Origin of the sequence: Streptomyces sp. CB00455 (assembly GCF_001905445.1) — a bacterium.
Classification (GTDB): Bacteria; Actinomycetota; Actinomycetes; order Streptomycetales; family Streptomycetaceae; genus Streptomyces.
Genome location: NZ_LIVQ01000008.1, coordinates 109,290 through 121,478, shown reverse-complemented (window position 1 = coordinate 121,478; position 12,189 = coordinate 109,290). Strand labels below are relative to the sequence as shown.

7 protein-coding genes and 1 pseudogene are annotated in these 12,189 nt (G+C 72.0%); 1 reads left to right on the top strand and 7 read right to left on the bottom strand.

All coding sequences use genetic code 11. From position 1 onward, the window contains the following. Positions 1 to 9: 9 nt before the first annotated feature. From AMK16_RS27850 to AMK16_RS27820, 7 genes and pseudogenes are all read right to left on the bottom strand, one after another. Positions 10 to 345: a DUF6204 family protein gene (locus AMK16_RS27850; RefSeq protein WP_073920094.1), complete on the bottom strand. Its 336-nt coding sequence runs from the start codon at positions 343 to 345 to the stop codon at positions 10 to 12. Positions 346 to 403: 58 nt separating this feature from the next. After that, positions 404 to 2,080 (bottom strand): MFS transporter, encoded by a 1,677-nt coding sequence (locus tag AMK16_RS27845; protein WP_073920093.1) that lies wholly within the window; start codon positions 2,078 to 2,080, stop codon positions 404 to 406. Continuing rightward, positions 2,077 to 2,838, bottom strand: coding sequence for a TetR/AcrR family transcriptional regulator (locus AMK16_RS27840; RefSeq protein ID WP_073920092.1), 762 nt, complete (start codon positions 2,836 to 2,838; stop codon positions 2,077 to 2,079). Before AMK16_RS27840 ends, AMK16_RS27845 begins: the two co-directional genes overlap by 4 nt. A 280-nt stretch (positions 2,839 to 3,118) precedes the next feature. Further along, positions 3,119 to 3,462: pseudogene (locus AMK16_RS27835) on the bottom strand (crotonyl-CoA carboxylase/reductase); the annotation flags it as partial. Positions 3,463 to 3,510: 48 nt separating this feature from the next. Further along, positions 3,511 to 3,906, bottom strand: a complete 396-nt coding sequence (locus AMK16_RS27830) for a DUF3037 domain-containing protein (protein ID WP_073920091.1) — start codon at positions 3,904 to 3,906, stop codon at positions 3,511 to 3,513. Further along, positions 3,903 to 4,682: a HipA family kinase gene (locus tag AMK16_RS27825; RefSeq protein WP_073920090.1), complete on the bottom strand. Its 780-nt coding sequence runs from the start codon at positions 4,680 to 4,682 to the stop codon at positions 3,903 to 3,905. Before AMK16_RS27825 ends, AMK16_RS27830 begins: the two co-directional genes overlap by 4 nt. A gap of 203 nt (positions 4,683 to 4,885) precedes the next feature. Further along, the gene (locus AMK16_RS27820) at positions 4,886 to 5,554 is read right to left on the bottom strand and encodes a 4'-phosphopantetheinyl transferase family protein (protein WP_242438959.1); all 669 of its coding nucleotides are present in this window, start codon (positions 5,552 to 5,554) and stop codon (positions 4,886 to 4,888) included. Between the two features lie 494 nt (positions 5,555 to 6,048). Between AMK16_RS27820 and AMK16_RS27815 the strand changes: the two genes are divergently transcribed. Next, positions 6,049 to 12,135 (top strand): beta-ketoacyl synthase N-terminal-like domain-containing protein, encoded by a 6,087-nt coding sequence (locus AMK16_RS27815; RefSeq protein WP_073920089.1) that lies wholly within the window; start codon positions 6,049 to 6,051, stop codon positions 12,133 to 12,135. Positions 12,136 to 12,189: the final 54 nt, after the last annotated feature.

Sequence of the window (12,189 nt, the reverse complement as noted above, 5' to 3'; positions counted from 1 at the left end):
ACCTTCGGGTCAGCGCCCCTTCCGCTTGATCTTGATGCTGGCCAGGTCGGTGGACACCGACTTGAGGTCGAGGCATCCGGCGCCGAGCTTGGCGACGGCCGCCACGGCGAGCTCCTCGGCCTGGGACAGGACGAGCTCCTCGGTGTCGTCGTCGGTCGCGGGGATCAGCACGCGGAAGGTGAACCCGTGCAGTCCGCGCTCGTAGTGCACCGTGCCTTCTTCGGTGAACCGGGCGCTGAGCACGCCGTGGTCGTCGACCTGGGCGAGCAACGACGCGCGCTGCTCCTCGTCGAGGGGCGCGAACTTGCCCCGGGTGAGGACCTGGTAGGTCGTACTGCTGCTCATGAGGGGAGGTCTCCAGATCTGGTTCTCGGGTACGACTGTTCGTCAGAGACGCCGCGCACTAGGCCATTTCCTCCCGCCGGACCCGGTGGTGCGGCAGGAGCAGCACGAGGGCGGTGACCGGGACGAGGCCACCGGCCGCCCAGTACAGCGTCTCGCTGTAGGTGGACACGAACGTCTTCGCGCGGATCTCGCCGAGCGCGCCACTGATCGTATCCCGGGTGCCGCCGTCGGCGCCCTCCACCAGGTCGGAGCACGTGATCGGCACCTTGGCCAGATCGTCCTGGCCGAGTGCCTCGGTCGCGCAGTCCTGGAGGTCAGCGGCCTGCTGGGGCGACACCGACTGCACGGTGGGGGCGACCCGTTCGGCCTGCGGGCCGGCGTTGCCCGCGAGCGCCGCGAAGAAGAGGCTGCCGATGACCGCCACGCCGAGCGCGGCGCCGAGCTGGCCGGTGGCATTGATGATGCCGGAGGCGGCGCCGGCCTCCTGCGGCTTGACCTCCCTGAGGACCAGCGCCGTGAGCGGGGGCATGAGCAGACCCATGCCGGAGCCGATCAGGAGCATGGAGGGGACCGCGTGCCAGGAGGTGATGTCCGTACCGAAGTGGCCGGCCGCCCAGGCGTAGGAGACGATGCCCGCGAACATCAGGACGGCCCCCGCGAGCAGGCAGTAACGACCGTAGAGCGGGGAGAACTTGCGGACGGCGAGACCGCCGACGACCGGCACGCACAGGGAGAACGGGATCGCCGTCAGGCCCGTGTGCAGCGCCGACCAGCCGAGGCCGGCCTGGAGGTAGAGGGTCCAGCTGAGGAAGAAGCCGGCGGGGATGGCGCTGAAGAGGAGCTGCACGCCGATGCCGGCGCCGAACGCGCGGACCTTGAACAGGGACAGCGTCACCAGGGGCGAGCCGTCCTTGCGGGTCTTGTGTCGTTCGTAGACCACGAACAGCACGAGGACGGGGCCGGCGGCGACGAGCGAGACGATGCTCCAGAGCGGCCAGTCGAGTTCGCGGCCGAGGGTCAGTGGCACCATGAGCAGCAGCAGCCCCAGGATCACCAGCAGCATGCCGATGATGTCCAGGCGCTTCGCGTGGGGGGAGCTCGATTCCCGCATCCACTTCGTGGCGCCGATCAGGGCCACCACGCCGACGGGCAGGTTCACCACGAAGATGCTGCGCCAGCCGAGGTCGAGTGGGCTCCAGCTGATCAGGGCGCCGCCGATGAGGGGACCGGAGACGATGGCCAGGCCGACCATGCTCGCGTAGAGGCTGACGACGCGGCCGATCTCCTGGGGAGCGAAGGAGACGTGGATGAGCGCGAGCACCTGGGGCACCATGATCGCGGCGGTGAGCCCCTGGAGCGCGCGGGCGACGACGAGTAATTCGGTGCTGGGCGCGGCGGCGCACATGGCGGACGCGAGGACGAAACCGCTGACGCCGATGAGGAACATCCGCTTGCGGCCGAAGATGTCACCGAGCCGGCCGCCGGTGATCAGCAGGACGGCGAAGCTCAGGGTGTAGCCGGCCGTCATCGCCTGGATGGCGACGGTCGAGGCGCCGAGGTCGCGTTGGATGCTCGGGATCGCCACGGTGATGATGTTGGCGTCGAGCAGGTCCATGAAAGTGGCGACCAGCAGGACGGTCAGCGCGAGCCACCGCTTCGGGTCGGGCTCGGGCGCGTCGGGGGTGGCAGGTGGGCCGGCGGTCGCCGGCTTTTCTGCCTGCCCTGCCTTGTTCATGGGTTCTTCTCCAGGTTCTCGGTCGGGGGTTCGGCGGTGGGTGCCGCGGTGGGTTCGGCAGCGGTTGCGGTGCTGCGGGCGAGTGCGGTCCAGGACTTCATCAGGAGCTCCACCACGTCCACGACGGAGTCCATTCCGCTGTCGGCGGGGGAGAGCACGCGCTGGATGGACAGCCCGTCGTTCAGTGCGTGCACGATCAGGGCCAGCAGCTCCACGGGGGCCGGCGTGGTCACGCCGCGCGCGGTGAAGCCCTGCTCCAGCGACTGGGCGATCGCCTTCCGGGAACGGCGCTCGCGGTCCGCCAGTACGGGCAGCAGGTCCGGGTCGCGCAGTCCGTAGAGCCAGAGTTCGGTGCGCAGGGCCAGCCAGCTGGCGAGGTTCTCGTCGCGCCGGCGGTGCCAGGAGCGGAGGTGGTCGAGCATTTCCTCGAAGGTGGCCGCCTCGCGGCTCATCGCCTGGATCTCTTCCAGCTCGTGCTGCGTGCGCTGTTCGAGCAGGGCGAGGACGAGCTCGTGCTTGCCCTCGAAGTTGCCGTAGAAGGCGCCCCGGGTGTAGCCGGCGGCCTCGACGATCTGTTCCACCGAGGTTCCGCTGACTCCTTGTCCGGCGAACAGTGCGGCCGCCGACTGAAGGATCTGCTCGCGGGTGACCTGCCGACTCTGCTGCCGGGTGAGTCGCTTGGTGATGGTGATCGCCTCCTTGACGCGCTTCCCAGATACAAGACTGTATCCCAGTGCGGAGCTGTATCTGAAACGCATTCAGGCAGGGACGGTCGCGCAGCGGGACGCGCATGCGAACGGGCTGCCACCAGTGCCCGAAGGCGTGGTGGCAGCCCGTGGCCGAGCCGGTGGGGTCAGGCGGACGCCCGTGCCGGTACCCGGAAGCGGTTGATGGCCTCGCGGTGCCGGGCGCGCATCTCGGGGTCGCGGACGCCGAGGCACTCCTCGGGGACCGGCGCGAGGATCCCCCCCCTTGCCGTGGTGCAGGTTGCGGCCCTCAGCCGGCGGTACGCGGTGGAGGCGACCACCCCCGGGGGGCGTGGTACGGCAGGTCGTGGCGCTTGGTGAGCTCGCTGAGCCTGCCGTAGCGCTCCGGGAAGCCGAAGGTCGGCAGCGGTTCGAAGAGGGCCGACCGGACGGTGTTGTAGTCGACCGAGGAGGCCATGACGGTCACCAAGACCTCCCCGGGGCGAGTTCGGCCACCGGAACCTCGTCCAGGTGCACCGACGTGCGCGGGTCCTTGTCGCGGGTGGTGAGCCCCGCGAACAGGTCCGTCTCGGTTCCGTGCAAGGTGACGGCCCGCTAGGCCTCGGGGAGGGCGGGCGCGGCGAAGTCCTCCCGCACCCCTTCCCCGCTCACGACGGCATCGGTGATGTCCTGCATGTGGCGTCCTCGGCACGGGGATGGGCGGTGGTGCGGGAGGACGGCCGCTCAGCGCACCAGACGGTTCATCAGCCGCGCCAGTTCGGCCGTCGGGTCGGCCGTGAGGCCGCCGTGCACCGGTCCGGTCTGGACGACCGCGCTGCGCGGGGCCGTCAGCCAGCCGAACCGCGAGCGCAGCGTGCCGGCGCCGGCCTGGCCGGCCTTCGGGTCGCCCGCGCAGATGGCGCGGATCGCTTCGAGTGCGTCGGTGACACCGGTCAGGTCGACCTCGGGGTCCAGGGCGCGCAGGCGTGCGGCGTCGATGTGGATCTCGGCCGCCAGGAAGTCGGCTTGCTTGCAGTAGAGCAGCGCGCCGACGTTGATCCGCTCTCCGCGGTCCACGCGGGGAACGGCTTGCAGCAGCGCGTAGTCGAAACCGAGGGAGGGGGAGAGGTGAGTGCTCATGCCGCCGCCTCCGGCCACCAGGCGCGCCGGCCCGCGAGACGGGCCAGCAGGTATTCGCAGTAGCGTTCGCGCAGGGTTTGCGGATCCGCGCCGTTCGCCGAGTTCATGGTGACCAGGAAATCGTCGGGCACGAGTCCGAGGATCCGCTCCAGCGCCTGCGGCGTCACGAGGGCGGCCAGCTCGGCGTCGAGGGCGTCGAGGACCGGGGGCGCCAGCGTGGAGACCCGCTCGGACAGGACGTGGGAGCCCAATCCGTAGTCCCGGTCGGCCCAGCCCTCCACCGACGGCCACGAGTGCTGGAAGATCAGCGCCGCACCGTGGTCGATCGCCCACAACTGGCGGTGCCAGATGAGGAGGTTGGGGTTGGACCAGGTGCGGTCGACATTGGCCGTCAGGGCGTCCAGCCAGTAGATGCGGGCGGCCTCCTCCGCCGGCGCCCGCCAGGCGATTCCGTCGTAGCCGACCGAGCCGGGCAGGAAGTCCATGGCCAGATTGGGGCCGGTACTGGCCTGGAGGAGCTGTTGCACCTCCTGGTCCGGCTCGCGGCGGGCCAGTTCGACGTCCACGTCGAGGAGGACCAGGTCGGGGACCCGGATGCCCAGGTGCCGGCCGAGCTCGCCGACCACGATCTCGGCGACGAGGGCCGCGCTTCCCTGGCCGGCTCCCCGGAACTTCACGACATAAGTACCGTCATTATCGGCCTCGACGATACCGGGAAGCGAACCGCCCTCGCGCAGGGCCGTCAAATATTGCGTTCCTTTTACTTCTTGCAGCATGTCGATCACCCTACTGGGGCACGATGGGCCCTCCAACGATGTGATCGAGTTCCGGCCATTGCTCCGGCAGCCCCGTGCGGGGCCCCCGCGCGGGGCTCGATGAGTTTTTTTTGGCTGAATTCCTACGCAGCCCGCCGACGGAATGTGCTCGGCTCTCGTGTATTTCGGCCACCCATCCGAGGTGGCCGGAATCCGGCTTGCCGTCATCGGTTACCGGACGCCGCGGATGCGGGTGCGGCCGGTACGACGATCCCCGTCGCCACGTACTCGACGCCTTCCCGGACGACGGTTCGCCAGTGCCCGGTGAAGGTGTTCACCCGGCGCCCGCCGACCACCGGGCCCGGAACGTGCAGCGAGCTGATGAAGGTGCCCCGCTCCGGATCGGGGGTGATGGTGCAGTCGCTGAAATCCAGCAGCTGACCCATGAGCGGGAAGCAGGTCTTGTACGTGCTCTCCTTCGCGCTGAACAGCAGCCTGTCCCAGGCCACGGCCGGGTGGGACAGGGTGAGGCGGTCCAGCGTGCGCCGCTCCCCGGGCGAGGCCACCATCCGCTCGACGCCCCTGGGCAGCCCGGAGTTCGGTTCGGCGTCGATCCCGACGGCGGCGACCGACGCGGTCCTGGCGACCGCTGCCGCCCGGTAGCCGGGGCAGTGGGTCATGCTGCCCGCGACGCCCTCGGGCCAGGCGGGCGCCCCGGCGGGGCCAGGGAGGATCGGGCCGGGCGGCATCCCGAGCCGGGCCAATGCCGTGCGGGCGCACAGCCTGACGGTGGCGAATTCTCGCCGGCGCTTGTCGACCGCCCGCTTCACCCGGTCCGCCTCCTCCGGGTAGAGGTAGATGTCCGGCGGGTCGGCGAACAGCTCCACGATCACGACGTCCGGCAGCGTACCGACGAGTAGGCCGGGCCCGGCGGGGTCGGGGCCCGGACCGGGCCCCGACCCCGTGCGGGGCCGGGGGTTCGTGCGGTACGGCCAGGTCGGCCCTGGTTTCCGTACTGGATGGTGGATGCCGAGATCCGGCTCTGGAATTCCTGACACGAGCGGCCCCCTCGGCTTGCGTAACCAGACATGATCATCCACGATGCATTCTCGTCGGTTTCCGAATTCCCGCGACGGGGCCGGGGGTCTGGCCGAGGATAGTTTCAATGGTCAACCACCTCGGCCGTTACTGTGCTACACAAGGCCCTGCAGGAATAACTTCAATGGTCAACTACTTCGTGGGTCGGTGTGCTAAACAGGGTCTTCACGGAAATGCATCGGGGGATGTGGATGATTAAGCGCTGTCATCAGTCGTGGTCGCATCCAAGTCGGGGCGCACGCCGTCCCGCAGCGGCCGCCGAGCGTGCTTCGGCCGGGCGCGTGCCCATATGCTGACCCGCCGGATCGTCCTCGGCCTTCCCGCACTCGCCGTCGGCGGCCTCTCCGAGAACTGGCTGTTACGCGAAGCCGGTGACCTCCACTGGTCGTTGATCGGCGGGCACTTCGGCCTCCCGGTCGCCGAACTCGCCGACGCCGGCGGGGAACGACTGCTGCCCGCCTTCACCCGCGCCCGGCTCACCGCGGCCGACTCCCTCCGCTTCTTCACCGAGCACGACGAGGGAGAACTGTCCGGCACGCTCGCCCGACTCGACGAGCACGCCTTCGTCAGCGACATCCGCTTCGCCACGCCCACGACGTCGGTCGACGTCCGGCTCCTGACCTCATTCGTCCGCAGGGGCCCCGGCAACTGGCTCGTCCCCGGCACCCCGCGGCACGCAGGCCGCGGTCCCGTGGCCGACGCGAGCGAGGAACACCATGATTTCCAGGGCGAGTTCCGGGCCCTGACCCGACTGGAGCCCGACGGCGCCACCGGCCTCTACACCGACACGTACGAACTGAACCCTTTCGCGGACGTGAACGCGGCGGGCCTGCTCTACTTCGCCTCGTACCCGCACATCAACGACCGCGGCGAGCGCAAGTACGTACGGTCGGTGGTGCCCGGCGGCGAGTGGGCCGTCGACGCCGTCACCGTCAGCCGGGACATCGTCTATCTCGGCAACTGCGGCCTGGCCGACGCCGTGCGCTACCGCCTGGACGGGTGTCGGCGGGAGTCGGAGGACCGGGTGGTCCTCACCTCCTCCCTCCTGCGGGAACGCGACGGCCGGACGCTCGCCCGCCTGGAGACGGTCAAGCGGCTCGTCCGTCCCGAGGCCTTCACGGCCCTCCCGGGCGACGGGGCGGCCCCGGTCGCGACCGGCTCCGCCCCTCCTGCTCCTGCCGCCACTCCTTCCCAGTCGCCGCGCGCCTCTCTGCCCGAAGACCTCGAAAGTCGGCTCCTGGCGCTGCTGGAGACCGTGCTCGGGGAGCCCGTCGGCTCGCTGACCGCGGACGACGACCTGCGCCCGCGCGGACTGGACAGCCTCGCCCTGTCGGAGGCCGCCGTACGCGCCGAGGACGAGATCGGCTGCGAGATCGACCCCAGCACCCTGTTCCAGGCGTTCACGGTCACCGCCATGGCCCGCGTCCTGCGCGGTGAACGCCCGGACCCGGCCGCGGCCGTGCCGTCGGCGGCTCCGGCGGCCGTACCGCCGTCGGCTAGTGGCACCGCCATGCCCATCGCCGTGATCGGCATGGCCGGCCGGTTCCCCGGCGCGGGGAGCGTGTCCGAACTGTGGGACCTCCTCGGCCGCGACGAGGACGCCGTCCGCGACGTTCCCGCGGACCGCTGGAACGCCGCCGACCATCCCGGTCTGATCGGCAAGGCGGCCCTGCTCGACGACATACGCGGCTTCGACCACGAGTTCTTCTCCATCAGCCCCCGTGAAGCCGCCTTGATGGACCCCCAGCAGCGGCTGATGCTGGAGACCGTGTGGGCGACCGCCGAGGACGCCGGATGCGATCCGGTCTCGCTCGCCGGCAGCCGAACCGGCGTCTACGCGGGCGTGTGCCACTGCGACTACGCCGGGCTGATCGCCCGGCATGCCGGGCGGGACGAGCCGCACCTGAGTGTCGCGGTCTCACCCTCCCTGGTGGCCAACCGCGTCTCGTACGCCCTCGGCCTGCGCGGGCCCAGCGTCGCCGTGGACACCCTGTGCTCCTCGTCCCTGGTCGCCGTCGCACAGGCCGTCGCCGCGCTGCGCGCCGGAGCCTGCGACCAGGCGTTCGCGGGCGGCGTCAACATCCTGTGCGACCCCGCCCGGCAACACGCCTACCAGCGCACCGGCGTACTGAGTCCGCGCGGCCGCTGCCATACCTTCGACGAGGACGCGGACGGATACGTCCGGGGCGAGGGCGTCGCCGCCCTGCTGCTCAAGCCGCTGGACCGGGCACTGGCCGACGGCGACCGCGTACACGCGGTGATCCGCGGCGCGGCCGTCAACCACGGCGGGCAGGCCCGGTCCTTCACCGCCCCCAACCCGGACGCGCAGGCCGACCTGCTCGTCGCCGCCTACAACGAGGCGGGCGTCGACCCGCGCACCGTCGGCTACATCGAGGCGCACGGCACCGGCACGCGCCTGGGGGACCCGATCGAAGTCTCCGGCATGGTCGCCGCGTTCGAGCGGCTCTACGCGCAGTGGGGCCACGCTCGGCCCGCCGCCCCGCACTGCGCGGTCGGGTCGGTCAAGACGAGCATCGGCCACCTGGAGGCGGCTGCCGGAATCGCCGGCATGGTCAAGGTGATCCTGGCCATGCGGCACCGTACGCTGCCGGCCGCGCGCAACCTGAACCGCCCGAACCGGATGATCAGGATCGACGGTACGCCGCTGCGACTCCAACGTGACCGCAGCGCATGGGAGTCGCCCGTGGGCGGCGGCCCGCTGAGGGCCGGAGTCAGCTCCTTCGGGATGGGCGGCACCAACGCCCACGTGGTCCTGGAGGAAGGCCCCCGCGCTGCGGCGGCCCCCGCCACGGCCGCTCCGGTGGTCGTGCCCGTCTCCGCCCGGACCCCGCAGGCCTTGCGGGAGGCCGTGGCCCGGCTGCTGGAGGCGGTCCGCTCACCGGACGCCCCGCCCCTCGCGTCCATCGCGCGGACCCTGTGCACCGGGCGCACGGCACTGCCGTACCGCGTCGCCGTCGAGGCGTCGGACCTCGGCGAACTCGCCGCCCGGCTCGCCTCGGTACTCGACGACCCGCCGAACGCACCCCTGAACGGGCAGTCCGAAGGAGCGGGACCGGCCTGGACGGTCCCCGACGCACCGCCCGTATCCCTGCCGACCTACCCCTTCAGCCGCGACCAGCACTGGGTGGCACCCGTCGCGGGCGCGGAACTCCTCACCACCGAGTGGGCGGACGCACCCGCGCCGGCCACCGGCGACACCGGCCGGCTGCTGGTGGTCACCACCGACCCGGAACTGGCCCGCACGGTGCTCGGGGAACGCGCCGTCGTGCACGTCCCCGGGGGTGCCTTACCCGATCTGGCCGGCCTCGGCGGGATCGTCGACCTCGTCGACTGGTCCGCCCCCGGCACCCTCGTCACCGAGCGCATCGCGCTGCTGCAGCGGACGCTCACCTCGAACCCCCGCGTCGGGCTGCACTGCGTACACGTCAGCGGCGCCGAACGCTCCGCGCTCGCCGGCTTCTACCGATCCCTGCCCGGCGAGTTCCAGGCCCTGCACGGCCGCACCGTCCGCGTCGACGGCGACGCCGCCGAACTCGCCGCCGCCGTCCGCATCGAGACCGCTGCCGTCGACCGGGAGACGGAGATCCGGTACGAGGGCACGCGCCGCCGCCGGCCCGTGGCCGCCTTCGCCCCGGCACGGGCCGCCGAGGACCTGCTCGCCGGCGTGGATCGCGGCGCCGTGCTCATCACCGGCGGCCTCGGCGGCATCGGCCTGCGCCTCGCCGCCCACCTGGCCGACCGGGGAGCCCGCCACATCGTGCTCATCGGCCGTTCCCGCGTGCCGGTCCGCAACCAGTGGGCCGCCCTCGTCGCCGCACCCGCGACGGACCCTGCACTGCGCGCCCGCCTCACCGCGCTGCTCGCCCTCGTCGAGCGCGGGGTGACGCTGACCGTACGGACCGACGCCCTGGAGGACGTCGCCTCCCTGCGCCGGCTGATCGGCCGGGTCAGGAAGCAGGCCGGCGGGATCGACGCCGTCTTCCACTGCGCGGGGGTGATGGACCCGCCCACGTCCTTCCTGTCCCGTACGCCCGAGGAGATCTCCAAGGTGCTGGGGCCCAAGACCGACGGGCTGCAGGTGCTGTGGTCGGCCTTCGGGGCCACACCGCCCCGGCTCATGGTGCTGTTCTCCTCCGTGGCCGGAGCGCTGCCGTCCCTCGCCGCGGGCCACCTGGACTACGCGGCGGCGAACGGCGTGCTCGACGACTTCGCCGCCGCCCACGACACCGGTGCCTCCGGGTGCGTGGTGCGCGCCCTGCGCTGGCCCCTGTGGCGGGGCGTGGGCATGGGGCTGGAGCGTACGAGCGCGAGCGGCGGGCTCGGCATCCCCGACCTCGCTGCCGACGACGCCCTGGAACTGCTCGACCTCGCCCTGCGGGTGCCCGGCGACCCCGTGTCCCTGCCCTGCCGGGTGGAGCGCGCCGCCGTGGCCGCCGACGAGCTGTTCCTGGCACCGCGGCGCACCGCGCAGCCGCGCCCCAGGCAGACCTCCGCCGAGGCCGTCGCCGGTCCGGGCACCGTCGTTGCGGGCCCGGCGCTGTCGGCCGGGACCGCGCAGGCCCCTGCAGTACGGACCGCGACCACACCGGCCGCGACCGCACCGTACGGGGAGTCCGCCACGGCGGCGGCGCCGGACTGGCTGTACGCCGTCGTGGCCCGCACCACCAAGGTCGACCCCGGCCTGCTGGGTACCGACACGCTGCTCGGTGACATCGGCGTGGACTCGCTGCTCATGGCCGAACTGGTGCGCGACCTCGAGGAAATCCTCGGCCACCCGGTCGATCCGAGCCTCCTCCAGGAGCACCCGACGCTCGGCGGCCTCGCCGCCGCGCTCGGCGCACCCCCTGCGGACCTCGTACCCGAGCACGCCGGGCCGCCCGTCCCGGCGGCGCCGACGCAGCCGTCCCCGGCCCAGGCCGGGCCCCGGGCGCGGACGCAGCCCCGGACCCCGTCCCCGGACGGGCCGCCGACGCCCATCGCCGTGATCGGGATGGGCTGCCGCCTGCCGGGCGCAGCCGACCCGGCGCAGTTCTGGGAGGCACTGCTGGCGGGCCGCGACCTCGTCACCGAGGTGCCGGCCGACCGCTGGGACGTGGCCTCCTTCTACAGCCCGGACGGCGGACCGGGACGCAGCCAGAGCAAATGGGGCGGATTCCTGGACGACGCCGCCCTGTTCGACCCGGAGTTCTTCGGCTTCGATGCCGAGGCGGCACGTCACCTGGACCCGCTGGCGCGCAAGGCTCTGGAGGTGTCCGTGGAATGCCTGCGGGACGCCGGTTACCGCGAGGACGAGGTACGGGGAGGGGCGGTCGGCGTCTTCGTCGGCACGCGCACGGGCAACCACCGCGCGCACCTGCAACCCCCTGAGCGGCCCTACATCGCCGGCGTCAACCAGAACTTCGTCGCCGCCCACATCTCACACTTCCTGGACCTGACGGGGCCGAACCTCGTGGTCGACAGCGCGTGTTCCTCGTCGCTGGTGACCATTCACCTGGCCGCCCGGAGCCTGGCGGCGGGAGAGTCGTCGATGGCCCTGGCCGGAGGGGTGGACCTGCTGTTCGACGAGGAGCCCTACCTCATGCTCAGCGCCGGCAAGGCGCTGTCGCCCACCGGCCGTTGCCGTACCTTCGACGAATCCGCCGACGGCCTCGTGCCGGGTGAGGGCGCCGGGATGGTGCTGCTCAAGCGCCTCGACGACGCCCTGCGCGACGGGGACCGGGTGCTGGCCGTGATCGAGTCCTCGGGCGTCAACAACGACGGCCGGACCATGGGGCACACCACGCCGAGCGGCCGCGCCCAACGCGCTTTGATCTCCGACGTATTGTCGCGCGCCGGGGCGGACGCCCGCACCGTCGGCTACGTCGAGGCCCACGGCACCGGCACGATGATCGGCGATCCGATCGAGCTCCAGGCCCTGACCGCCGTGCACCGGACCTACACCGAGGACCGAGGCTACTGCGGCATCGGCAGCGTCAAGAGCTCGATGGGACACCTGCTCAGCGCCGCGGGCGTCGCCGGATTCATCAAGGGGGTACAGATCCTGCGGCACGGCCGGCTCGTGCCCACGCTGCACTGCGACCGGCCGAACCCTCGCTTCGCGTTCGCCGACTCCCCCTTCTTTCCCGTCACCCGGGTCACGGACCTGCCGGCCGGAAGCCGGGTGGGCGTCAGCGCCTTCGGCTTCGGAGGCACCAACGCCCACGTCCTGCTGGGCCCCGGCACCCCCGGGGAACCCGGACGGCCGGCGCTGCCCAAGCCCGCCTACCGGCGCAGCAGATTCTGGCGGCTGCCCGCCGCGCCCGGACCGACCGCTGCGCCGGTCCGCTCGGCCCGGCTCGACCTGACCTTCCCGTAACCCGGCGCGGCCGGGCCCGATCACGCCCCCGCATCGCCGACCACCAGGAGAGAA

Coding starts and splice junctions, on each gene's coding strand:
- AMK16_RS27825 (WP_073920090.1), bottom strand. CDS start 4,682: ATGCTGCAAGAAGTAAAAGGAACGCAATATTTGACGGCCCTGCGCGAG.
- AMK16_RS27840 (WP_073920092.1), bottom strand. CDS start 2,838: ATGCGTTTCAGATACAGCTCCGCACTGGGATACAGTCTTGTATCTGGG.
- AMK16_RS27830 (WP_073920091.1), bottom strand. CDS start 3,906: ATGAGCACTCACCTCTCCCCCTCCCTCGGTTTCGACTACGCGCTGCTG.
- AMK16_RS27815 (WP_073920089.1), top strand. CDS start 6,049: ATGCTGACCCGCCGGATCGTCCTCGGCCTTCCCGCACTCGCCGTCGGC.
- AMK16_RS27845 (WP_073920093.1), bottom strand. CDS start 2,080: ATGAACAAGGCAGGGCAGGCAGAAAAGCCGGCGACCGCCGGCCCACCT.
- AMK16_RS27850 (WP_073920094.1), bottom strand. CDS start 345: ATGAGCAGCAGTACGACCTACCAGGTCCTCACCCGGGGCAAGTTCGCG.